Source organism: Comamonas sp. CMM02, assembly GCF_014851485.1.
Lineage (GTDB): Bacteria > Pseudomonadota > Gammaproteobacteria > Burkholderiales > Burkholderiaceae_C > Comamonas > Comamonas avium.
Map to the genome: position 1 here is coordinate 246,369 of NZ_JACUZW010000005.1, position 22,321 is coordinate 268,689.

A 22,321-nucleotide genomic window follows, 5' to 3' on the forward strand; every position below is an offset into this window, starting at 1 on the left:
TGCAGCACACCCTGACAACAATCGGCGCTGGGGTGCTGTGAACGGCTCCCAATTGTTTTAGATGCGGCCCAGGGCTTTGTCTACGCCCTTGTTCGCCAGTTCGTCGGCACGCTCATTGCCCGGATCACCAGCGTGGCCCTTCACCCAGCGCCATTCGATGCGATGCCCTGCAGTGGCCACCAGGGTATCCAGCTCCTGCCACAGCTCTGCGTTCTTCACAGGCTGCTTGGCCGCTGTTTTCCAGCCGCGGGCTTTCCAGCCATGCACCCATTCAGTAATGCCTTTGCGCACGTATTCACTGTCCAGAAACAGGGTCACATCACAAGGCCGCTTCAAAGCCCGCAGCGCTTCAATCACGGCTTGCAGCTCCATGCGGTTGTTGGTCGTCTCGCGTTCGCCACCAAACATTTCTTTGATGTGAGGGCCCGCTTGCAGCAGCACCCCCCACCCTCCGGGGCCCGGGTTGCCCTTGCAGGCCCCGTCCGTATAAATCACAACCTGGTTCAAATTTCTTTCCTTTGCGGCGCCTGCTGGCAAGCGGCTGCAGGGGCAGCCTGTGCGGGCGCTTTGTGCTTGCGCCACGCAGGCTCCATCAGCCGCATGCCATGCACCTTTTTCACAGCCAGCACGCAGTATGCACCGCCCAGAACAGGCCATGCCTTGTTGCCCAGCTTATCCATCCAGCGCCACCGCTCCAGCCACACCTGCTCGTCCACTGCGGGCACATGGCAGCCAAAGTCCGCGGCCACTACGTCCATGGCCAGCACTTGCATCCAGTCGCGCACACGCCAGTAAGGCAGACCCCGCCATGCATTCAGACCCGGGGCCTGCACGCGCTCCAGCCTATGCTGTACGCCCCATAAACTGTAGGGATTGAGCCCAAACAGCAGCAACCGCCCTTCAGGCACCAGCACCCGCACGGCTTCACGCAACGCAGCATGCGGGTCCTGGCACAGCTCCAGAGTGTGCGGCATGACCAGCAGGTCCAGACTGGACTCAGAAAACGGCAGCGCCTCGGGCGCACAACACAGTTGGACACCTTGCGGCGCTTGGCAAGCCGTGCGATCAAGGTTTAAATCACAGCCGGGCGCGGATACCCACTGGTGCGGCATTCGGTTGTTTCGCAATGCCTGCAGCATGGGCAATCCCAATTGCAGGCTGTGATAGCCGAAAATGTCCGCCACCGCCTCGTCGCACCGCTGCTGCTCCCACTCGAGCAGGTAGCGGCCAAAAGCCTTTGCCATCCACGGATGGTGCACTTCAGTTTTCTCTTTCATGAACCTGTTGCCGTTGCCTGCGTTTTCTGACAATTACATCTGGCTGCTGCACAACGGCAGACAAGCCTTGGTGGTCGATCCCGGCGACGCTGCGCCCGTTCAAGCGGCCTTGCAAACCCATGGTCTGCAACTGCAGGCCATTCTAGTGACCCATCACCACGCTGACCATGTCGGTGGTGTTGACGCATTGCGCACCGCCACAGGTGCTGCAGTGTATGGCCCCGCTTTTGAGACACTGCCTGAACCCGTCACACGTGTCGATGCATCCACCACACTGTCTCTTCTTGGACTGACATGGCAGGTACTGGAGGTGCCCGGTCACACCGCAGGCCATATTGCGTGGTACAGCGCAGACGCAGAAGGTGGGCCCATTTTGTTTTGTGGTGACACCCTGTTTTCCGGGGGATGCGGCCGTTTGTTTGAAGGCACCCCCGAGCAGATGCACGCGTCACTGCAACTGCTGGCACGCTTACCGGGCAACACCCGAGTGGCTTGCGCCCACGAATACACTCTGAGTAATCTGAAATTTGCGTGCACCGTGGAACCTAGCAACACTGCTTTGCTCCAATACCGCGCGCATTGCGAAACCCTGCGCCAGCAACAGCGTCCCACGCTACCGTCTTTGCTGGCACAAGAATTAGCAATCAACCCTTTTCTGCGTTGCGACGTTATAGAGGTTGTGCACAGCGCACAAAGCTTTCGTCCTGACTTAATCTCCCAAAACCCCGCCAGCGTTTTTGCAGCGCTGCGTGAATGGAAAAACGCATTTTGATGAACTTGCGCCACCTTCTTGTTGCCTTCAGCGTGGTTTGGCTCGCCGGTTGTGCGACATCGCCGTCCAACTCCGTAGATGGCCCGCTCAAACCCATTACCCAGGCGCGTCCCCTGTCGTCCCACGTTACGTCGCTGGAATCGAATAACGATCTGTGGGAACGCATCCGCAAAGGCTTTGCCATTCCCGATCTGCAGCACGAGCTGGTCGATGTCCAGGAGCAGTGGTATGGCAGCCGCCCGGATTACATCGACCGCATGACCACGCGCTCGAGCAAATACCTCTATCACATCGTGGAAGAGCTGGAGCAGCGCAACATGCCCACAGAGCTGGCGCTGCTGCCCTACATCGAAAGTGCCTTCAATCCCCAAGCCGTCTCCAGCGCCAAAGCGGCAGGCATGTGGCAATTTATGCCTGCAACAGGCTCGTACTTCGAGCTGACACAAAACGCTTTCCGCGATGACCGCCGCGATGTACTGGCGTCTACCAAGGCTGCACTGGATTACCTGGAAAAACTGCACCGCATGTTTGGCGACTGGCATCTGGCCCTGGCCGCCTACAACTGGGGCGAAGGCAGCGTGGGCCGCGCCATCAAGCGCAATGAACGCCAGAGCATGGGCACCAGCTATACCGACCTGACCATGCCCAACGAAACCCGCAATTACGTCCCCAAATTGCAGGCGGTCAAGAACATCATTGCCAATCCTGAAAAATTCAAGATTGAGCTGCCCAACATTGAAAACCACCCGTACTTTCAGGCCGTAGAAATCAAGCGCGATGTGGACGTAGAGCTGGTGGCCCGCCTGGCAGACGTGCGCCTGGATGACTTCAAGGCGCTGAACCCCTCGTTTCACCGCCCCACCATTTTTGCAGCCGGCGTCACTCAAATTTTGCTGCCCTGGGACAACGCCAAGGTGTTCCAGCGCAATCTGGCTGCCTACCACGACGGCCAATACGCAAGCTGGACGGTGTGGATCGCCCCCAGCACCATGACCGTCGCCAACGCAGCCCAGCGCGTGGGCATGAGCGAAGCCGATTTACGCAGCGTCAACCGCATTCCTCCACGCATGATGATCAAGGCAGGTTCGGCCTTGATGGTGCCACGCACATCCCAGCACCAAAGCGACGTTGCCACCCACATTGCCGACAACGGCAAACTGGCGCTGGCCCCCGAAATTACCGAAGTTACGCGCCGCACACCCGTCAAAGTTCGCAAGGGTGACACCATGGCCAAGGTGGCAAGCCGCAATGGTGTCTCGGCTGCCAATCTGGCGCGCTGGAACGACATGTCCATCTCGTCCAAGCTGCGTGCAGGCCAGTCGCTGGATATCTATAAAACAGTCAGAGTCTCGGCCGCAGGTGCCAGCGCCAAAAAGGCCACACCCACCAAGAAAGTGCGCACCGCAGGCACTCAGAAAGCGGCACCGGCCAAAGTGGCCCAGAAAAGCAAAGGTGGCACACCCACCAAGAAAAAGCGTTGATCGCCCATTTCTGATTGCTGATGGACCCAAGCAAAACGCCCTGCATTGCAGGGCGTTTTTTATCTGCGCTCTACCAGCGCATGGGCAATCGTGCCCAGATCCACATACTCCAGCTCGCTGCCTACAGGCACGCCACGGGCCAGCCGTGTCACCTGAATCTGACGCCCCTGCATAAGCTCTGTGACTGCGTGGGCCGTCGCTTCACCTTCGGTCGTAAAGCTGGTGGCCAGGATCACTTCCTGCACCTTGCCATCCAGTGCCCGCTGTACCAATTGCGGCAAGCCCACATCTTTCGCACCAACACCATCCATGGGAGAGATGCGCCCCATCAACACAAAGTAATAGCCACTGTAGGCACCTGTTCGCTCCATCGCGGCCAGGTCGGCGGGTGTCTCCACCACACACAAGCGCGCTGCATCACGGCCTGCATCCTGGCAAATCGGACATACCGCCTCGTGCGTAAAAGTGTTGCAGCGGGTGCAGTGCTGCACCGAATCGACCGCCTCCACCAAGGCACGAGAGAGCACACGTGCGCCCTCTTGATCGCGCTGCATCAAGTGAAATGCCATCCGCTGCGCGGACTTCACCCCTACGCCAGGCAAGCGGCGCAGCGCCTGAATCAATGGTTCCAGCGGCTGAAGGTCAGACATATTTCAAACACCCAAATAAAAAGGGAAAGCACCACGGCTTTCCCTCAATCGACGTCGTCGCCAGCAATTAGAAAGGGAACTTCATGCCACCGGGCAAACCGGGCATGCCCGCTGTCAGCTTGGACATTTTTTCATTGGAAGTTTCTTCGGCCTTGCGCACAGCCGCGTTGAACGCAGCGGCCACCAGATCCTCCAGCATGTCTTTGTCTTCAGCCAGCAGACTGGGATCAATCGTGACGCGCTTGACATCGTGCTTGCAAGTCATCACCACCTTGACCAAACCTGCGCCCGACTCGCCTTCTACTTCGACGTTGCCCAGCTCATCCTGCGCCTTCTTGAGGTTGTCTTGCATGGTTTGGGCTTGCTTCATCAAACCGGCGAGTTGTCCTTTATTGAACATGGTAGGTTTCCTTTATTCGTCACTTAAAAATCTGATGGGGCAATAGTGCCACGACTTGGCATGCCCCGGCCTTTGTTTCGCCTATACAGGTCGAATGCTACCGGGCACGATGGTTGCCCCGTAGGTTTGCTGTAAATGCAGCACCTGCGGATCGTTCATCACAATCGCTTCAGCCCGTTTTTGCCGTGCTTCAGCCTGCGCCTTATTGCGCAGCGCAGGGGTGTCAGACACCTTGCCATTTTCAACTTCAAGGCTGACGCAGTCTGTGACTTGCGCCAAAGCCTTGAGCAGGCGCTCGCGGGGCATAGGCTGGTTCAGGGATGTGCGCTGCACACGCAACGTCCACACACCTTGCGATTGCGCCACCAATTGTGACTGCATGGCCAGCTCGCGCACCAAAGCGGTGATGGCTTGCGCCTCATCCAGTTGGGTCACCACTGCGTGCCATGCATCCCCCAAAGGGGTTGGCTCCAGCTCTGTAGCAACATCTATGGCCGCAGGCTTGGCCTGAACCGCAGGCTTGGCCTGAACCACAGGCTCTGCAAACGGTGCCGATGCCTCCATGGGCACCTCATCCCATACGGGCGGCTCATCACTGCCGTATGCAGGCTCTGCCTGCGCCGATTCAGGAGGCAAGTCTTCCCACGGAGGTGGCATGTCTTGCGCGGCATCTTCCCGCCCAGGGGCGGCAGCCTCAGCAACTGCGGGTTGCTCCACGGCCTGCTGTGCTGCAGGGGCTGGCATCGCATTCACCGCAGCCGGTTCGGGCTGTGGCTGTGGCTGTGGCTGTGGCTGTGGCTGTGGCTGTGGCTGTGGCTGTGGCTGTGGCTGTGGCTGTGGCTGTGGCTGTGGCTGTGGCTGTGGCTGTGGCTGTGGCTGTGGCTGTGGCTGTGGCTCAGCTTGCGCCTTTGCCAGCGACTGCACAGGCAGTTCAGCTAACTTCAGTGTTTTTTTTTCAGCCAATGGGGCTGTGGTACCCGATGCTTGCTCACCCTGTGGCTTGAACGCCAGCAGGCGCAGCAGCGCCATGGTCAGCGCAGCGTATTCATCTGGTGCCAAGCCCAGCTCTTGGCGGCCATGCAGGCAAATGCTGTAGAGCAGCTGCGTCTCGTCGGCAGGCATCGCCTGTGCCAGCTGAGCCATTTCTGCGGCTTCTGGATCTGAAGCGTCCACCGCAGCGGCCATATCCGGTACGGCCTGCAAAACGGCCATGCGTTGCAGCACGGTGGACATTTCCTCCAGAGTGGATGCCCCAGAAATGCCGTTATAGCGCAGTGCATCTACGGTCTCTACCACTGTGCGGCCATCGCCTTGTGCCAAAGCGGCAATCAAGCGAAACACGTAACTGCGGTCCACGCTGCCCAGCATTTGCCGCACAGATGCTTCTTGCAACTGCCCGCAACCAAAAGCAATGGCCTGGTCAGTCAGCGACAGCGCATCTCGCATGGAGCCGCGCGCACCGCGGGCCAGCAGCTTCAGCGCCTGGGGCTCTGCAGGAATGTCTTCTTTCACCAGCACTTGCGTCAGGTGCTCAAAAACGGTTTCTGGTGCCATAGGCCGCAGATTGAACTGCAGGCAACGCGAAAGCACGGTCACAGGTACTTTCTGCGGATCGGTCGTGGCCAGCACAAACTTCAGGTACTCAGGGGGCTCTTCCAGCGTCTTCAACATGGCATTGAAAGCCGTGTTGGTGAGCATGTGCACCTCATCAATCATGAAGACCTTGAAGCGTCCCTGCACCGGCTTGTACACCGCCTGCTCCAGCAGGCTTTGCACCTCGTCCACACCTCGGTTCGAGGCCGCATCCAGCTCAATATAGTCAGGAAAACGTCCACTATCGATTTCAGTACAGGCAGGGCATACGCCACAAGGCGTAGCCGTAATTCCACCCTGGCCATCTGCGCCTGTGCAGTTCAGCGATTTGGCCAAAATACGCGACACCGTGGTCTTGCCCACGCCACGCGTACCGGTGAATAAATATGCATGGTGCAACCGCTGTTGAGTCAGCGCGTTGCCCAATGCCTGCACGACGTGCTCCTGCCCCACCATTTCGGCAAAGTTACGGGGACGGTATTTACGGGCGAGCACGAGATAAGACATAGGGGCGAATTCTACGGGCTACGAGCTTTACACCATGTCAGCTTGCTTGTTTATCTTCACGTGTCCCATCTGCGTGACACAAACGCACCTATAATTGACGCTGACAGGCCCCCTCGCATGGGGAAGCAGCCAACCGGGTCAGGTGGGGAACCAAGCAGCCCTAACTGTGAAACCAGTGCCGAGGTAAGGCTTGTCAACTTCGTTTCAGAACCCTCTTCATCAGCAAGAGGTGCTCTTTTTGAAGCGATGCTTTTCAAAAAACATGACTGATATGCCAATAGTTTGGCAGCGAGCCTTCGCGCGCAGGCCATTGCACTTCCATGCCGCATGAAGGCACAGCGCCAGCGTTATTGACGACGCTTTGAACCACAAGCGCTGCAGCCATTTGCAGACGCTGCGCAGCGTGCGCCGATACGCGTCAAGTAGATGCAGCTGGTGCTGCCCAGCACCAGCTGCCACCTGCAAAAAAATATGCCAGCGCACCGGCCCGCAACCAACTCAAGCGAAGCGCCCCCCCATGCATTGCCGCGTTTGGCCTCTTTAATTAGCCATTCAACGCAACTTGGGCAAAAGCTTGACGTAGACCAGCTCGCTGACCAGCTCCACCAACGTTTGCGCCACGATCACGGCGGGCAATACAGGAATAGCACCCGGCACGGCCAGCGCCAAGGGCAGCACCACCAAGGAGTTGCGCGTGCTGCCACTAAAGGCAATGGCTCGCACTGCCGAGACGTCTAGCTTGAAAAGCTTGGCCACCCGCCATGCCACCACAGGAGCCAGGACCGCAAACGCCATATAGACAGGCAGCACGCGCAAGGCTGCGTGGCTTGCGGCCTCCAGTTGCGGAACCACGGCGGCAACCACCACAAACAGCACCAGTGCCGTCGCAGGCACAGGCAGCCAGCCCAAACCCGCGTAAATACGCGCGCCCACGCCCGAGCGAGCGGCCCACCACTGCGTGCATGCGGCCAGCAGCAGTGGCAGCGCAATCAGCCACACAAAGGCATCCACAAAAGGCCTAGCCTGCACCAATGCCGCGGCCTCTTGCCCCAGCATGGCGCGCAGATAAACAGGCAATAACAGCATTTGCACCACCAGCAGCACCGGAGTAGATGCCAGCAGCAAGCGCGCATCGGCCTTGCCCATGTGCGCAAACGTGACCACGTAATCAATGCACGGCGCCAGCAGCACCAGCAAGACGCCAAAGCGCACCAGGCCGTCATCGGGCAAACCAAAACTCAAGCCCCAGACCAGCAGCGGTATGGCAACAAAATTAGTCACCAGCAGCGCCAGCAAAAACCGCCCCTGCTTTAAAGCGGCACGCAATGCGGGCACGGGTACTTGCAAAAAAGTGACGTAGAGCATGAGCGCCAGCGCGGGGTTGATCGCTCGCTCCAAGCCCTGCGCGCCTGCAAACGTCCATGCAAAAAAGGCGGCAACGGCAACGGTGGCCAAGTAAATAGGCGCTTGCAAGCGCTCTAAGGTGTCACGAAATGATGGCATGCGTGCATTGTTGCTGAGCCCGAATAGGCTTTACAAATACCGCCCACCTTTCGCTTCACTCTCGGTGCATATGCATAAAAATATAGCTGCCTGCGCAGTATTTACAACGACTTCAGATACAAAAGCATCCAAAAACATTAGATAGCAAGCGCTGACAGCTATACATTTATTGAGTTACATACGCTTGAATGCCACGTGCCGCGCGCACGCCCGTAGCAAAACAAGCGGTGAGCAGGTAGCCACCCGTAGGAGCTTCCCAATCAATCATTTCGCCAGCGCAGAACACACCGGGCAGCGCCTTGCACATGAGAGCCTCATCCAAGGCATTCCACGTTACGCCGCCAGCGGTGCTGATGGCTTCATTCAGAGGACGCGTAGCCACCACCGTGATCGGCAAAGCCTTGATGGCATGGGCCAGCTTCACCGGGTCTTGCATGTCCTGCTTATTCAGCAACTCATGCAGCAGCGCCGCCTTGACGCCGTCCAGACCCAAACGCCCCTTCAAATGGCTGGACAGGCTGCGCGAGCCACGTGGGTGACGCACTTCCTGCAGCACCTTCTCAGCGCTGAATGCAGGCAGCAGATCCAGCTCAAAAGTGGCAAAGCCTTGTCGTTTGATTTCATCGCGCAGCAGGTGTGAGACCGCATACACCAAACTGCCTTCCACCCCGGTGGCCGTAGCAACAAATTCACCCCTGCGATCAAAGCTGCGCCCCAGACTGTCCGTAAAACGGAGGGCCACAGACTTCAGCGGAGCGCCTGCAAAACGCTCGGTGAAATGCGTGCTCCAGCCTTTACCGGGTGCAGGCGCAATCCCCACCAGTTCTTTGAAAAACTCACGGCGTGTTTCTTCTGTTGCGTGCACAGGCTGGCCCACATCAAAGCCGCAATTGGCCGACTGCAGCGCCGACACCTCCACGCCTTTGGCTTGCAGCAACGCCACCCAAGCACCATCAGAGCCCAGGCGCGCCCAGCTGCCGCCGCCCAAAGCCAGCAACACGGCCTTGGCTTGCACGGGCAATACGCCTTCGGGTGACTCCATCACCAGCGCTTGCGCATCACTCCAGCCCTTCCACAAGTGACGCATATGAAACACCACCCCCTGGGCACGCAAACGCGCCAGCCAGGCGCGAAGCAGCGGTGCGGCTTTCATGTCCGTGGGAAAAACGCGCCCCGATGTGCCTACAAAAGTGCCGATACCCAAGCCTTCAGCCCAGGCGCGCAATTGCTCCGCGCCAAATTCTTGCAACAAAGGCTGCAGCATGGACTGCGTATCGCCATAGCGTTCGACAAAACGCTCAAAGGCTTCAGCGTGTGTCAGGTTCAAACCGCCCTTGCCTGCCAGCAGAAATTTACGCCCCACCGAGGCTTTGCCATCAAACACGTGCACCTGCACGCCTTGGGCAGACAGCATCTCTGCAGCCATCAAACCCGCAGGCCCTGCCCCCACAATAGCAACATCACACTTGAGCGCAGGCAGCGCAGTGGCAGCAGACATAGACAAACCTATCTTTCACAAATACCGGCGACCAAGCGCCAAAGGGCAGGCAGCATAACGCCTGCTCGAAGACCCGGGGGCAACCACGCCAATGCCACCCATTGGGCACGCCTATAAAAGCCATAGTTGTTTTTGCCCAGCCACAAGGCACGTCTGGACATTCGTTTCTGTCACAATTATTCGAACTTTCGTGCGCTTTATGCGCCCCGCCCCCACACTCACAACAAGGAAGAAATCCATGGCCAGCGAACTCATCAAGCATGTCACTGACGCCAGCTTTGAATCGGATGTACTGCAGCCCGGCAGCACCGTACTGGTGGACTACTGGGCTGAATGGTGCGGTCCCTGCAAGATGATTGCCCCCATTTTGGACGACGTCTCCAAAGCCTACGAAGGCAAGATCACCATCACCAAGATGAACGTAGACGAAAACCGCGAAATTCCCGCCAAGTTCGGCATTCGCGGCATTCCTACCTTGATGATCTTCAAGAACGGCGAACTCGTTGCCACCAAGGTAGGTGCACTGGCCAAACCCCAGTTGACCGCCTTCATTGACCAGCATGTTGGCTGATCTTTAAAAGCCAGCGCACTGCTGTGAAGGCTGCGCTGGCACGGCGCACAGGCCCATGTCAACCTGAAGCCGCAGCATGTGGCAAACTGCATTACACAAACTACTATGCAGTTTGCCCGCTTTTCCTGTCATAATAAAACCCGATCACGGCCCAAAGCATTGGCGGCCGTTTCTGATCATCTTGGCAAGCCATCGACGTACTGCGCTCCTCGCCGATTACTCTGGCATTCGCCACATCCCCAGATTTCTTTGAACTCCGCCAGGAGTAACTCCAGATGCACCTTAACGAACTCAAGGCCCTGCACGTCTTTGAAGTGTTGAAGCAAGCCGAAGCGCTTGACATTGAAAACACCGGTCGCATGCGCAAGCAAGAGCTGATGTTCGCAATTATTAAAAAGCGAGCCAAAGCCGGTGAACAAGTTTTCGCCGATGGCGTGCTGGAAATTTTGCCGGACGGCTTTGGCTTTCTGCGCAGCCCAGACACCAACTTCACGGCCAGCACCGACGACATCTACATCTCCCCCAGCCAGGTGCGCCGCTTTAACCTGCACACGGGCGACATGATTGAAGGCGAAGTGCGCACCCCTAAAGATGGGGAACGCTACTTCGCGCTGACCAAGCTGGACAAGGTCAACGGCGACTCCCCCGAGTCGAACAAGCACAAGGTGATGTTTGAAAATCTCACGCCGCTGTTCCCCAAGGAGCAGATGAAGCTTGAGCGTGACATCAAGTCCGAAGAGAACATTACTGGCCGCATCATCGACATCATTGCCCCCATTGGCCGCGGCCAGCGTGCACTGATTGTTGCCCCTCCCAAGAGCGGCAAGACCATGATGATGCAGCACATCGCCCACGCCATCACGGCCAACAATCCCGACGTGCACCTGATGGTGCTGCTGGTTGATGAACGCCCTGAAGAAGTGACAGAAATGCAACGCTCCGTGAAGGGCGAAATCATTGCATCCACCTTTGACGAAACCGCCAGCCGCCACGTGCACGTCGCCGAGATGGTGATTGAGCGCGCCAAGCGCTTGGTGGAATTGAAGAAAGACGTCGTGATCTTGCTGGACTCGATCACACGTCTGGCTCGCGCCTACAACAACGTGGTGCCTTCGTCGGGCAAAGTGCTGTCCGGCGGTGTGGATGCCAACGCCCTGCAACGCCCCAAGCGATTCTTTGGCGCAGCGCGCAACGTGGAAGAAGGTGGCTCTCTGACCATCATCGCCACTGCGCTGGTTGACACCGGTTCGCGCATGGACGAAGTGATTTTTGAAGAATTCAAGGGCACAGGCAACAGCGAAATTCACCTGAGCCGCCGCCTGTACGAAAAGCGCGTATTCCCTGCGATTGATCTGACAAAGAGCGGCACACGCCGCGAAGAGTTGCTGCTGGCACCCGAAATCTTGCAAAAGACGCGCATCTTGCGTCAATTCATGTACAATATGGACGAAATTGAGTCCATGGAGCTCATGATCAAGAACATGAAGCAGACAAAAAACAATGTCGAATTCTTCGACATGATGCGTCGCGGCGGCTAAGCCGCTGCGCGTTTTGCGAAAATTTCGCCTCTCACGCTATAATGAGAGGCTTTATTGCGGAAAGTATGTTGAATGCATTTTCGAAGCAAAGGTTGCTTCGGGTTTGGCACGGCTACCGCACTTGACTAAAGGAAGATCATGAAAGAAGGCATTCACCCCAATTACCGCGAAGTTCTGTTCGTTGACATGTCTAACGACTTCAAGTTCGTGACACGTTCTTGCGCCAACACCAAGGAAACAGAAACTTTCGAGGGCAAGGAATATCCCCTGTTCAAGCTGGATACTTCTTCTGAATCGCACCCCTTCTACACCGGCACTCAAAAGTCGGTGGACAACATGGGCGGCCGTGTGGAGCGCTTCCGCAACCGCTTCGGCAAGAAGTAATTTTTTACTTTCCCGCCAAAAAGGCAGCCAGGGCAACCCGGCTGCCTTTTCCTTTTGCAGCACATGTAAGACACGTGGATGCAACAAGCATGGACATGGCTGCAGACACCACGTAGTCGTGGCATGCTAGCGCGCACCACCCAGTTATTTGCTTTACCTGCATGCGCTCCATTGGCATGCCTACTTTGCTTTCATGAATCCGCCCTCACCCGCCATCGTTGCCCAAAACGCGGTCCGCAGCCTGCCACGCTGGATCATGCTGCTGCTTTGCATCACTTACATCCTTGCCGGCTTTGTAGGTCGCGAGCCCTGGCGTGATGTCGACATCGCTGCCTTTGGCTACATGCAGGCCATGGCGCATAGCGAGACAAGCTGGACACAGCCCTTGATTGACGGCATCAAGCCTGATGTCCCGGGCATATTGCAATACTGGCTAGGGGCATGGGCACTGCGGTTGCTCCCGTCCACCATGCCTGCAGATGTGGTGGTACGCCTGCCTTTTATGGTACTGCTGGCTCTGGCCCTGCTGTGTACATGGCGTGCGGTGTTTAGCCTGGCTCGCACCCCCGGGGCACAGCCTGTAGTGTTTGCTTTTGGCGGAGAAGCCTCCCCTACTGACTACGCGCGCGCGCTGGCTGATGGCGGCTTGCTCGCCCTCATGGCCTGCCTGGGCCTGGCCCAGTTTTCGCATGAAACCAGCCACACGCTGGTGCAGCTGACAGCGGTGTGCGCCCTTTTCTTTGCAGCGGCCTGTATGTGGTGGCAACCCAAGCTATCTGCCGCTGCAGCCTTGCTTGGCATGCTTGCGCTGGCTCTTTCGGGTGCGCCTTCGATGGCCATGTTCCTGGGTCTGGGCGCTGTGGCCATGACGCTGTGCGTTCAAACACCCAAACTTCAGCAGCGCTATAGCTGGGCTGCCTGGTGGATTCTGTCCATGGCAGTGGCTGCCAGTGCAGCCTGGTTGCTTGGCTTGTGGGAATACCGTTTGATCAACCCCTGGCAGCAAGGCAAAGACTGGCAAAGTATTGCCCGCCTGCTGATGTGGTTCAGCTGGCCGGCGTGGCTGCTGGCACTGTGGGCGCTGTGGCGCTGGCGCGGGCAATTGGTACACCCACGGCACAACTCGCACCTGGCCTGGCCACTGTGGCTCTGGGTCATAGCGGTGTTTTGCACCATCTTCACAATGGATGGTGATCGCTCACTGATTTTGGCCTTACCCGGTATTGCAGCGCTGGCTGCTTTTGCATTGCCCACGTTCAAGCGCAGTCTGGGGGCACTGATCGACTGGCTCACACTGTTCTTTTTCACCATTTCGGCCATTACGATCTGGGTGGTATGGATTTCTGTGCAAACGGGCTTCCCCGCCAAGCCTGCTGAAAACATACAGCGTCTGGCCATTGGTTTTGAGCCGTCCTTTTCGCTTTTCTCCTTCTTAGTGGCCGTGGCCGCAACGATTGGCTGGGTCCTTTTGGTGGCATGGCGCACACGTCGGCACCGTGCGGCGATATGGAAAAGCCTGGCAGTGCCTGCTGGCGGAACCGTTTTAGGCTGGGTATTGCTGATGACGCTGTGGCTTCCCATGCTGGACTATGCCCGCAGCTATACCCCACACGTCAATGCCGTGGCACACGTGATTCCACGTGATGTGTCCTGTGTGCGCACACTTGGTTTTACGCCGGCGCTCACCACTGCGTTTCGTTTTTACGCACCCTGGCAATTGCAGCGCGGCATTGCCACAGCCACTGATGCCCAGTGCAACTGGTTGATTGCAACACCTGCCGCCTGGTCTGCCGTAGACACCGAAGCAGCCGCGCAGTGGCAATTCGTGCAGCAAGTGACACGCCCGACAGAGCGCAAAGACAACCTGCTGGTCTTGCACCGCACCCCTTGAAGTCAGAGGCCATCTATGCATGAACTTGCCACGATTGCGCGGCATGCAGGCACCGTGCTTGCCGGGCAACTGGCGATCATGGCCTTTGGTGTGACTGACACCATTGTTGCGGGTCGCTTTTCTTCAGAAGCCTTGGCCGCCCTGTCGGTAGCCTCTGCCGTGTTTGTGAGTGTGTACGTCTCACTCATGGGCATCTTGCAGGCCCTGCTGCCAATCTGGGCCGAGCAGCACGGCAAAGGCGAGACCACGGCGATTGGCGCATCGTTTCGCCAGTCGCTGTATCTGGCGCTTGGCTTTACGTTGCTGGGCATGGTTATTTTGGTTTTTCCAGAACCCATCCTGACCTGGACCGAGGTGCCGCAAAGCATGCAGGCCGATGTGCGCGCCTACCTCATGATTGTGGGCTGGGCACTGCCCTCGGCCATGTTTTTTCGACTGTATGCCACGCTCAACCAGGCGCTGGGGCACCCACAGCTGGTCACTTGGCTGCAGGTGGGTGCGCTGGTGTTGAAAGTGCCGCTGTCCATCTGGTTTACTTTTGGCGGCTGGGGGCTTGAGCCCCAGGGTGCAGCCGGTTGCGCCTGGGCCACCTTGCTGGTGGACTACGCCATCGCCATCGTCGCCATCGTGCTGATGCGCCGCCAAAAACTGTATGTCCCCCTGCAGATATGGCAGCGCATGGAAGCGCCTGACTGGCAGCGCATCAGCGCTTTTCTGCGCCTGGGCGTGCCCGCAGGGCTGTCGATCTTGGTAGAGGTCACCTCATTTACGCTGGTGGCACTTTTTGTGGCACGCCAAGGGGCCATGGCCGCAGCCAGCCACCAGATTGCAGCCAACCTGGCTGGTGTTTGCTACATGGTGCCTCTGTCGCTGGGCATTGCCATCAGCGCCCGCGTCAGCTGGTGGCGTGGCGCAGGCAATGAAGCCCAGGCCCAAAAGCTGGCCTGGCTGGGTGTGAAGATTGCGCTGGCCAGTGGTCTGGTGCTGTGCAGCAGTTTGCTGCTGGCCCGCGCCTACATTCCCCACATCTACACGGCAGACCCGCACGTGATCGCGCTCACCTCATCGCTGCTGCTCTGGGTAGCGCTGTACCACGCATCCGACAGCATTCAGTGCGTCTGTATTTTCTTGCTGCGCTGCTGGCGCGTAACCGTTGCACCATTGGTGGTGTATTGCGGCTTGCTATGGGGCGGCGGTCTGGGCGGAGGCTACTGGCTTGCTTATAAAAATGAAGCTACCAGCGCTTACTGGTCAACAAATCCAATGCCTTTTTGGATTGGAAGTGGCTTGGCGCTTACGCTGGTAGCTAGTCTTTTTGTTTTTCTACTGCATAAGGTTTTTCAGGCGCAGCTAGCTGACGCTCGCTAGACGTGGCGCCTACGCTGCAGCTACACCAAGATTGAAACCTGTACTGCGCGAGCCTTGCTCCACAGGCACCGCAGCGTGTCAGCCGCTCAGATCGGGCAAATGCAATCCACTGCCCACTGCCCACTGCCCACTGCCCCCGCAATATCCATGCTTTTGCCAGCGAGGGTTACTTGGGCAAAGCCTCTGGCAATGCATGCACACGCTGTGCATCACGCAAGCGGTGCGCGGGAAAGACGGCGCTGAACACTGCACCGGCGCCCAGTTGGCTGTGAATTTCCAGCTTGACACCATGGCGCTGCAGTGCGTGCTTGACAATCGCCAGGCCCAGGCCTGTGCCACCGGTATCGCGTGAGCGGCTGCGATCGATCCGGTAAAAACGCTCCGTCAAACGGCCAATGTGTGCGGGATCAATCCCGGGGCCAGAGTCTTGAACCGAAAAGCGCGCGCCACCATCGGGCAAGACGTCCCAGCGCACCTGCACAGTGCCACCCGCAGGTGTATAGCGCAAAGCATTGCTGATGAGGTTGGAGAAGGCGCTGATCAACTCAGCCTGCGCGCCCGCAATGTCCCAGTCCATACCCGGCGCACCGGGCTGGGGAAAGCTGATGACATGCCCGGCCGCACCTTTGGTCAGTAGTTTGGACAGCGCTTGCGCTTCGACCGTGCATTGCGAGAGCATGGAGGCAACGGGCACCCATTCGCTGTAACCCGGCAGCGGGCTACCCTCCAGCCGTGACAGCGTGAGCAAATCTTGCACCAGGTTTTGCATGCGTCCGGCCTGCTGTGCCATCAACGACAGATAGTGCTTGTGCTCTTGAGGCGACAAATTCAAAGTTTGCAAAGTTTCCACAAAACCCACCAACACCGTCAGTGGTGTGCGAATCTCGTGCGAGACGTTGGCAACGAAATCACGGCGCATGGCCTCGGCCTGCTCCAGCGCAGTGATGTCACGTGCCAGCAACAAATGGCGGCCATCCCCATAGGGGTAGATGTGTACCGACAGCATCACTGGCCGTGAAGGTGAACTTTCACGCCCAGCCATCAGCACGGGCTGAGAGAAATCCTGGCTCGCCCAATAACCACTGAATGCAGGATCGCGTACCAAATTGCCAATGGTCTGCTGGATGTCACGCTCAGCATCAAAGCCAAAGTGGCGCTCAGCCATGTGGTTGCACCACTCTATATGGCCCTCAGCATCCATCAGCACCAGACCATTGGGGCTGGCTTGCAAAGCCGCCAAAATATCCTGCACGCGCTGCTCAGCGGCAACCACAGCCTGTTCGCGTGAACGGGCAGATCGGCGCATGTAAGTGGCCAGCAAACTCCACACCCCACGCACGCGTGGCTGCACAGTCATATCCCCCCGCACCAGCCAGTGGTGCAAGCGCTGCGCCTGCCAGTTGTCCCACAGCATCCACAGCCATGTAGCCAGCAGTGCCCCGGCCAGCCCTGCCCACGGCCCCCAGAGCCAAGCTGCGATACCCACCAGCAGCGTTTGCAACAGCAATAACTCCATCCAGCGCAAAGCCATCACGCATCCTTAGGCGGTTGATCCTGCAGACAATCGGTAGCCCGCACCGCGCACGGTCTCCACCAGGCTACCAGCCTCACCCAATGCTTCGCGCAAGCGTTTGATGTGTACATCCACCGTGCGCTCTTCAATGTAGACATGGTCGCCCCACACCTTATCCAGCAGCTGCCCGCGGCTGTGCACGCGCTCTGGGTTGTGCATAAAGTGGTTGAGCAGCTTGAACTCCGTGGGCCCCAGCTTGAGTGGCTGGTCCTGGTAAGTCACCCGGTGTGTTTCGCTGTCCAGCACCAGATCTCCCACCTGTACTCGCTCGCCAGCTTGCTCAGGCGTGCGCCGGCGCAGTACGGCGCGAATACGCGCCAGCAGTTCCTGGGTTGAAAACGGCTTGGTGATGTAGTCATCGGCGCCCGCGTCCAGGCCTGCAATCTTGTCAGGCTCGTCACCACGCGCTGTCAGCATCAAGATGGGCACGTGCTTGCTGCGCTGATCTGCGCGCCACTTGCGCGCCAGATTCAGGCCGCTGGAGCCACCAGGCAGCATCCAGTCCAGCAAGATCACGTCGGGCAGCGCAGCATCCAGCTCCCGCTGTGCGCTCACACCATCTTCAGCCCACACAGGGGTAAAACCGTTGTGGCGCAAATTCACTGCGATCAGCTCGGCAATGGCGGGCTCATCTTCAACAATCAGTACTTGCGGCAATTTCTTCATGCTTCTTACCTGGGCTTGTTTAACGCACCGCCGACTCAATCACATCCATGGACTGGTGGCGAATGTCCTTGCCCTCCACCAAGTAGATGATGAGTTCGGCCACATTTTTGGAGTGATCACCAATGCGCTCCACCGCCTTGGCAAGGAACAGCAGGTCCAGGCTGGCAGAAATTGTGCGCGGATCTTCCATCATGTAAGTGATAAGTTTGCGCACAAAGCCATCAAACTCATCATCAATCAGGTCGTCTTCTTTCAGGATGCCCAAAGCGGCCTTGGTATCCAGGCGGGCCAAAGCATCCAGCGCCTTGCGCAGCAGTGCCGAGGCCATTTCTGCCGCAACTCGCAGCTCCCCGGAGGGCAAGGCGCGTGATGCGCCACTTTCAATGATGGACTTGACCATGCGCGCCATCTTGTGCGCTTCGTCGCCCATGCGCTCCAGGTTGGCCGTTACTTTGGAGAACGCCATCAGCATGCGCAAATCACGTGCTGTCGGCTGGCGGCGGCCAATGATGGAAGACAGCTCATAGTCAATTTCCACCTCCATGGCGTTGACCCGCTCCTCCAGCGCAGCCACTTGCTCCACGGCCTCCAGGCTAAATTGGGTCAAGGCAAAAACCGCCTGGCTGATCTGGCGCTCCACGATCCCGCCCAGCTCCATCACTCGCGATGAAATACGATTGAGTTCACTGTCAAACTGTGTCGACAAATGCTTATCTGACATATCTGTCTCCTGCGGAATTAACCAAATCGGCCTGTGATGTAGTCTTCTGTTTCGCGGCGCTGGGGCTTGAAAAACAGTTGCTCTGTTTCACCAAACTCCACCAGGTCACCCAAATACATGTACGCGGTGTAATCACTGCAGCGCGCGGCTTGTTGCATGTTGTGCGTCACGATGACGACGGTGTAGTCGTCTTTGAGCTCAGCAATCAGCTCTTCCACCTTGGCGGTAGAAATTGGGTCCAGGGCCGAGCAAGGCTCGTCCAGCAGCAGCACTTCAGGTTTGATGGCAATGCCCCGTGCAATGCACAGGCGCTGTTGCTGGCCACCCGAGAGGCTGGCGCCGCTTTGGTGCAGCTTGTCTTTCACCTCGGTCCACAACGCCGCCTTGCGCAGTGCCCACTCCACGCGCTCTTCCATGTCTGCGGCATCCAGACTCTCGAACAACTTTACGCCGAAGGCAATGTTGTCGTAGATGGACATCGGAAACGGCGTGGGTTTTTGAAACACCATGCCCACCTTGGCACGAATCAGTGCAACGTCTTGCTTGCTGGTCAGCAGGTTCTCGCCGTCGAGCAAGATTTGCCCTTGCGCACGCTGCTCGGGGTACAGCTCGTACATGCGGTTAAAGGTGCGCAGCAGCGTAGATTTGCCACAGCCGGACGGGCCAATAAAAGCCGTCACCTTCTTTTCGGGAATTTCCAGGTTGATGTTTTTCAACGCATGGAACTTGCCATAGTAGAAATTCAGATCACGCACAGATAACTTGGATCGCCCAGAAATCGGTGCAATAGCGGGTGTCGTCAATGTTGCAGTTGGCATCATCAAATCCTTGCAATTTACTTTTGGCGCGTCAGTACGCGGGCCAAGATATTCAGGCCCAGCACGGCCACAGTAATCAGAAATACGCCTGCCCACGCCAGCTGCTGCCAGTTTTCATAGGGGCTCATCGCAAACTTAAAGATGGTCACTGGCAAGCTCGCCATCGGCTTGCCCAGATCGCCGTTCCAGAACTGGTTATTCAGTGCAGTGAAAAGCAGCGGTGCGGTTTCCCCCGCAATCCGCGCCACCGCAAGCAGCACACCCGTAATCACACCGGCGCGTGCAGCGCGCAATGTGATCGCCAAAATCACCTTCCACTTGGGCGTACCCAAAGCGTAGGCCGCCTCGCGCAATGCTGAGGGCACCAGGGTCAGCATATTTTCTGTGGTGCGAATGACCACGGGGATCACAATCAAGGCCAGCGCCACAATGCCTGCATAAGCAGAGAAACTTTTGAACTTGGCCACCACTACCGCGTAGACGAACAAGCCAATCACGATGGAAGGGGCAGACAGCAAAATGTCATTGACAAAGCGCGTCGTGCTGGCCAGCCAGCTGTTTTTGTCATATTCAGCCAGATAAACGCCTGCCATCACCCCAATCGGAGTGCCCACGCAAGTGGCCAAAGTCACCATGACGAAAGAGCCAAAAATGGCATTGGCCAGACCACCTGCCTCATTAGGAGGTGGTGTCATCTCGCTGAACAGCGCCAGGCTCAGCCCGCCAATGCCCAGCCGAATGGTTTCCCACAGAATCCAGATCAGCCAGAACACACCAAAAGCCATTGCCGCCAGCGACAGCGCCAGTGCCACCTGGTTGAGGCGCTTGCGAGCGGCAAAACGCGCCTGACGCGCTGCATCTTGGCGCTCGGCAGAAATCAGTTTTTGACTGGAGGTGCTCATGTGCGCGCTCCCTCATTCTTTTGCAGGCGGTTGAGCAAAATTTTGGACAATGCCAGCACCACGAAAGTGATGAAGAACAGTGCCAGCCCCAGATAGATCAACGATGCCTGGTGCAGGCCTTCGCCGGCTTCGGCAAACTCATTGGCCAATGCAGAGGTAATGCTGTTAGCGGCTTCAAACATGGACACCGAGTTGAGCTGGTTCATGTTGCCGATCACAAAAGTCACCGCCATCGTCTCACCCAAAGCACGTCCCAGGCCCAGCATGACGCCGCCCAGCACCCCGGCCTTGGTGTAAGGAAGCACTACCTTCCAGACGACTTCCCACGTTGTGGCCCCCAAACCGTAGGCCGACTCCTTGAGCAGCGCGGGAGTCACTTCAAACACATCGCGCATCACCGCCGCAATGAACGGGATGATCATGATGGCCAGGATAATGCCGGCCGACAAAATACCAATTCCCACTGGCGGGCCCGAGACCAGTGCGCCCAGATAAGGCACGCCATCAAACAGGGCTTGCAGTGGTTGCTGCACATAAGTGGCCAGCACCGGGCCAAAGACCATCAAGCCCCACATGCCGTACACAATCGATGGCACCGCAGCCAGCAGTTCAATGGCTGTGCCCAGAGGGCGCTTGAGCCAGCTGGGTGCCAGCTCTGTCAAGAACAGCGCAATCCCAAAGCTCACAGGCACCGCAATGATCAGCGCAATCAGCGATGTCATCAAAGTGCCGTAGATCATCACCAGACCACCGTACTGGTCCTGCACGGGGTCCCACTCGGTGCGCGTGAAAAAGCCCAGGCCGTATTCATGAATGGCGGGCCAGGCACCGATCAGCAGCGAGCCCATGATGGCCAGCAGCAAGCCCAGAGTGATCAAGGCAGCACCCTTGGCCATCCAGGCGAACAGGCGATCGGCAAAGCTTGCAGATATCCAACGATTGCGGCGAGGCGGCTGTGCGCGGCTGGCAATCGGCTGTTGCCGGCTGGTCACCGGGTTGGCAGAAGACATGGATGAGGACACGGGTGTCACCTCTTTACAAATAACAAGACCTGCCAGACGCACACGCGCCCAGCAGGGTGTGACTGTTCAAGCAGTCGTTTACTTCCAAGCTACTGGCTTGCCAGCGCTGTCTTTGATTTCACCCCAGGCCTTGAACACCTGCGCCTTGACCGAGTCAGGCATAGGTACGTAATCCAGGTCGCTCGAAGTGGCGTCACCGCTCTTATACGCCCAGTCAAAGAACTTCAGCGTAGTCGCAGCTTGCGCAGGCTTGTCCTGCACCTTGTGCATCAAGATGAACGTTGCGCTGGTGATTGGCCATGCATCTTTGCCAGGCTGGCTGGTCAAGATCTGGTAGAAGCTTTTGCTCCAGTCAGCGCCTGCAGCAGCGGCCTTGAAGCTGGCTTCGTTAGGCGAGACAAACGCGCCTTCGTTGTTTTGCAACTGTGCAAAAGTCAGCTTGTTTTGCTTAACGTAAGCGTATTCCACGTAACCGATGGAGTTGGCCAGACGCCCCACAAAAGCGGCCACGCCTTCGTTGCCCTTGCCACCCGCACCTGTGGGCCAGTTCACTGCCTTGCCCTCACCCACTTTTTCTTTCCACTCGGCATTTACTTTGCTCAAGTAGTTGGTAAAGCCAAAAGTGGTGCCAGAGCCGTCAGCGCGGCGCACAGCCGTGATTTTTTCGTTGGGCAAATTCACGCCCGGATTCAGCGCCGTGATGGCGGCATCGTTCCAGTGGGTGATCTTGCCAAGATAAATGTCACCCAGAATCTGGCCTGTGAGCTTGAGCTGGCCAGGCTGCACGCCCTTGATGTTCACTACCGGAACAATCCCGCCAATGACGGTGGGAAACTGCACCAGACCCTTGGCTTGCAAGTCTGCGTCTTTCAGTGGCTCGTCCGAAGCACCGAAATCTACGGTCTTGGCTTCAATTTGCTTGAGACCTGCGCTAGAGCCCACCGACTGGTAGTTGATCTTCACGCCTGTGGCCTTGTTGTAATCAGCGGCCCACTTGGAATACAGCGGAGCGGGGAAACTGGCACCTGCGCCAGTTGCATCTTGCGCGGCTGCCATGTTGAACAAACCGCCGGATACCAAAGCACCCGTCACTAAAACACGCGTCATGGACATTTTCATGGAAGCACCTCTTTAGATTGCAGAACAAGGGGTCGAAGAAAACTTCGATGACGTGAATGTAAAAACC

General features: G+C 57.8%; 21 protein-coding genes and 1 other RNA gene. 8 read left to right on the forward strand and 14 right to left on the reverse strand.

What is annotated here, in order from left to right; genetic code table 11:
- Window positions 1-57: 57 nt before the first annotated feature.
- Entirely contained in the window at window positions 58-507 is a 450-nt protein-coding gene (gene rnhA, locus IB213_RS16450; RefSeq protein ID WP_191724765.1) for a ribonuclease HI, read from the reverse strand.
- Window positions 504-1,277: a class I SAM-dependent methyltransferase gene (locus tag IB213_RS16455; protein ID WP_225561164.1), complete on the reverse strand. Its 774-nt coding sequence runs from the start codon at window positions 1,275-1,277 to the stop codon at window positions 504-506. The genes rnhA and IB213_RS16455 overlap by 4 nt, the downstream gene beginning before the upstream one ends.
- On the opposite strand from IB213_RS16455, the gene gloB reads away from it, so the two are divergent.
- Complete coding sequence (gloB, locus tag IB213_RS16460) at window positions 1,276-2,049, forward strand: hydroxyacylglutathione hydrolase (RefSeq protein ID WP_191724764.1); 774 nt, start codon at window positions 1,276-1,278, stop codon at window positions 2,047-2,049. The genes IB213_RS16455 and gloB overlap by 2 nt on opposite strands.
- Entirely contained in the window at window positions 2,049-3,530 is a 1,482-nt protein-coding gene (locus tag IB213_RS16465) for a transglycosylase SLT domain-containing protein (protein ID WP_192407926.1), read from the forward strand. The genes gloB and IB213_RS16465 overlap by 1 nt, the downstream gene beginning before the upstream one ends.
- 59 nt (window positions 3,531-3,589) lie before the next feature.
- On the opposite strand, the gene recR is transcribed toward IB213_RS16465, so the two are convergent.
- From recR to dnaX, 3 genes are all read right to left on the reverse strand, one after another.
- Window positions 3,590-4,180, reverse strand: coding sequence for a recombination mediator RecR (gene recR / locus IB213_RS16470; RefSeq protein ID WP_191724763.1), 591 nt, complete (start codon window positions 4,178-4,180; stop codon window positions 3,590-3,592).
- Between the two features lie 67 nt (window positions 4,181-4,247).
- Entirely contained in the window at window positions 4,248-4,580 is a 333-nt protein-coding gene (locus tag IB213_RS16475; protein WP_191724762.1) for a YbaB/EbfC family nucleoid-associated protein, read from the reverse strand.
- Window positions 4,581-4,661: 81 nt separating this feature from the next.
- A complete protein-coding gene (dnaX, locus tag IB213_RS16480) occupies window positions 4,662-6,680 on the reverse strand; it encodes a DNA polymerase III subunit gamma/tau (protein ID WP_192407891.1) in 2,019 nt (672 codons plus the stop codon).
- A gap of 102 nt (window positions 6,681-6,782) precedes the next feature.
- Between dnaX and ffs the strand changes: the two genes are divergently transcribed.
- Window positions 6,783-6,878: signal recognition particle sRNA small type (gene ffs / locus IB213_RS16485), an RNA gene on the forward strand.
- A gap of 354 nt (window positions 6,879-7,232) precedes the next feature.
- On the opposite strand, the gene IB213_RS16490 is transcribed toward ffs, so the two are convergent.
- Window positions 7,233-8,183 carry an arsenic resistance protein gene (locus tag IB213_RS16490; RefSeq protein WP_192407893.1) on the reverse strand — a complete coding sequence of 317 codons (951 nt, stop codon included), beginning with the start codon at window positions 8,181-8,183 and terminating at the stop codon, window positions 7,233-7,235.
- A 166-nt stretch (window positions 8,184-8,349) separates the two neighbouring features.
- Complete coding sequence (locus IB213_RS16495; protein WP_192407895.1) at window positions 8,350-9,681, reverse strand: TIGR03862 family flavoprotein; 1,332 nt, start codon at window positions 9,679-9,681, stop codon at window positions 8,350-8,352.
- Between the two features lie 238 nt (window positions 9,682-9,919).
- Between IB213_RS16495 and trxA the strand changes: the two genes are divergently transcribed.
- From trxA to IB213_RS16520, 5 genes are all read left to right on the forward strand, one after another.
- On the forward strand, window positions 9,920-10,252 hold the full coding sequence (gene trxA / locus IB213_RS16500; RefSeq protein WP_191724758.1) for a thioredoxin TrxA: 333 nt from the start codon (window positions 9,920-9,922) through the stop codon (window positions 10,250-10,252).
- 275 nt (window positions 10,253-10,527) lie between these two features.
- Window positions 10,528-11,790 (forward strand): transcription termination factor Rho, encoded by a 1,263-nt coding sequence (rho, locus tag IB213_RS16505; protein ID WP_191724757.1) that lies wholly within the window; start codon window positions 10,528-10,530, stop codon window positions 11,788-11,790.
- Between the two features lie 138 nt (window positions 11,791-11,928).
- Window positions 11,929-12,174 carry a type B 50S ribosomal protein L31 gene (locus tag IB213_RS16510; protein ID WP_191724756.1) on the forward strand — a complete coding sequence of 82 codons (246 nt, stop codon included), beginning with the start codon at window positions 11,929-11,931 and terminating at the stop codon, window positions 12,172-12,174.
- A 193-nt stretch (window positions 12,175-12,367) separates the two neighbouring features.
- Window positions 12,368-14,065, forward strand: coding sequence for a hypothetical protein (locus IB213_RS16515; protein WP_192407897.1), 1,698 nt, complete (start codon window positions 12,368-12,370; stop codon window positions 14,063-14,065).
- Window positions 14,066-14,080: 15 nt separating this feature from the next.
- The gene (locus tag IB213_RS16520) at window positions 14,081-15,433 is read left to right on the forward strand and encodes an MATE family efflux transporter (RefSeq protein WP_192407899.1); all 1,353 of its coding nucleotides are present in this window, start codon (window positions 14,081-14,083) and stop codon (window positions 15,431-15,433) included.
- A gap of 166 nt (window positions 15,434-15,599) precedes the next feature.
- On the opposite strand, the gene phoR is transcribed toward IB213_RS16520, so the two are convergent.
- The 7 genes from phoR to pstS all read right to left on the reverse strand — a co-directional run bounded on the left by phoR (window position 15,600) and on the right by pstS (window position 22,254).
- Window positions 15,600-16,964 (reverse strand): phosphate regulon sensor histidine kinase PhoR, encoded by a 1,365-nt coding sequence (phoR, locus tag IB213_RS16525; protein WP_191724753.1) that lies wholly within the window; start codon window positions 16,962-16,964, stop codon window positions 15,600-15,602.
- A gap of 9 nt (window positions 16,965-16,973) precedes the next feature.
- On the reverse strand, window positions 16,974-17,672 hold the full coding sequence (gene phoB, locus IB213_RS16530; protein WP_191724752.1) for a phosphate regulon transcriptional regulator PhoB: 699 nt from the start codon (window positions 17,670-17,672) through the stop codon (window positions 16,974-16,976).
- A gap of 19 nt (window positions 17,673-17,691) precedes the next feature.
- Entirely contained in the window at window positions 17,692-18,393 is a 702-nt protein-coding gene (gene phoU / locus IB213_RS16535) for a phosphate signaling complex protein PhoU (protein WP_191724751.1), read from the reverse strand.
- A gap of 17 nt (window positions 18,394-18,410) precedes the next feature.
- Window positions 18,411-19,211, reverse strand: coding sequence for a phosphate ABC transporter ATP-binding protein PstB (pstB, locus tag IB213_RS16540; protein WP_191724750.1), 801 nt, complete (start codon window positions 19,209-19,211; stop codon window positions 18,411-18,413).
- 17 nt (window positions 19,212-19,228) lie between these two features.
- Entirely contained in the window at window positions 19,229-20,113 is an 885-nt protein-coding gene (gene pstA / locus IB213_RS16545; RefSeq protein WP_191724749.1) for a phosphate ABC transporter permease PstA, read from the reverse strand.
- Window positions 20,110-21,123, reverse strand: a complete 1,014-nt coding sequence (gene pstC / locus IB213_RS16550; protein ID WP_191724794.1) for a phosphate ABC transporter permease subunit PstC — start codon at window positions 21,121-21,123, stop codon at window positions 20,110-20,112. The genes pstA and pstC overlap by 4 nt, the downstream gene beginning before the upstream one ends.
- A 90-nt stretch (window positions 21,124-21,213) precedes the next feature.
- Window positions 21,214-22,254 (reverse strand): phosphate ABC transporter substrate-binding protein PstS, encoded by a 1,041-nt coding sequence (pstS, locus tag IB213_RS16555; protein ID WP_191724748.1) that lies wholly within the window; start codon window positions 22,252-22,254, stop codon window positions 21,214-21,216.
- Window positions 22,255-22,321: the final 67 nt, after the last annotated feature.

Coding starts and splice junctions, on each gene's coding strand:
- gloB (WP_191724764.1), top strand. CDS start 1,276: ATGAACCTGTTGCCGTTGCCTGCGTTTTCTGACAATTACATCTGGCTG.
- IB213_RS16455 (WP_225561164.1), bottom strand. CDS start 1,277: ATGAAAGAGAAAACTGAAGTGCACCATCCGTGGATGGCAAAGGCTTTT.
- IB213_RS16465 (WP_192407926.1), top strand. CDS start 2,049: ATGAACTTGCGCCACCTTCTTGTTGCCTTCAGCGTGGTTTGGCTCGCC.
- recR (WP_191724763.1), bottom strand. CDS start 4,180: ATGTCTGACCTTCAGCCGCTGGAACCATTGATTCAGGCGCTGCGCCGC.
- IB213_RS16475 (WP_191724762.1), bottom strand. CDS start 4,580: ATGTTCAATAAAGGACAACTCGCCGGTTTGATGAAGCAAGCCCAAACC.
- dnaX (WP_192407891.1), bottom strand. CDS start 6,680: ATGTCTTATCTCGTGCTCGCCCGTAAATACCGTCCCCGTAACTTTGCC.
- IB213_RS16490 (WP_192407893.1), bottom strand. CDS start 8,183: ATGCCATCATTTCGTGACACCTTAGAGCGCTTGCAAGCGCCTATTTAC.
- IB213_RS16495 (WP_192407895.1), bottom strand. CDS start 9,681: ATGTCTGCTGCCACTGCGCTGCCTGCGCTCAAGTGTGATGTTGCTATT.
- trxA (WP_191724758.1), top strand. CDS start 9,920: ATGGCCAGCGAACTCATCAAGCATGTCACTGACGCCAGCTTTGAATCG.
- rho (WP_191724757.1), top strand. CDS start 10,528: ATGCACCTTAACGAACTCAAGGCCCTGCACGTCTTTGAAGTGTTGAAG.
- IB213_RS16510 (WP_191724756.1), top strand. CDS start 11,929: ATGAAAGAAGGCATTCACCCCAATTACCGCGAAGTTCTGTTCGTTGAC.
- IB213_RS16515 (WP_192407897.1), top strand. CDS start 12,368: ATGAATCCGCCCTCACCCGCCATCGTTGCCCAAAACGCGGTCCGCAGC.
- IB213_RS16520 (WP_192407899.1), top strand. CDS start 14,081: ATGCATGAACTTGCCACGATTGCGCGGCATGCAGGCACCGTGCTTGCC.
- phoR (WP_191724753.1), bottom strand. CDS start 16,964: ATGGCTTTGCGCTGGATGGAGTTATTGCTGTTGCAAACGCTGCTGGTG.
- phoB (WP_191724752.1), bottom strand. CDS start 17,672: ATGAAGAAATTGCCGCAAGTACTGATTGTTGAAGATGAGCCCGCCATT.
- phoU (WP_191724751.1), bottom strand. CDS start 18,393: ATGTCAGATAAGCATTTGTCGACACAGTTTGACAGTGAACTCAATCGT.
- pstB (WP_191724750.1), bottom strand. CDS start 19,211: ATGCCAACTGCAACATTGACGACACCCGCTATTGCACCGATTTCTGGG.
- pstA (WP_191724749.1), bottom strand. CDS start 20,113: ATGAGCACCTCCAGTCAAAAACTGATTTCTGCCGAGCGCCAAGATGCA.
- pstC (WP_191724794.1), bottom strand. CDS start 21,123: ATGTCTTCTGCCAACCCGGTGACCAGCCGGCAACAGCCGATTGCCAGC.
- pstS (WP_191724748.1), bottom strand. CDS start 22,254: ATGAAAATGTCCATGACGCGTGTTTTAGTGACGGGTGCTTTGGTATCC.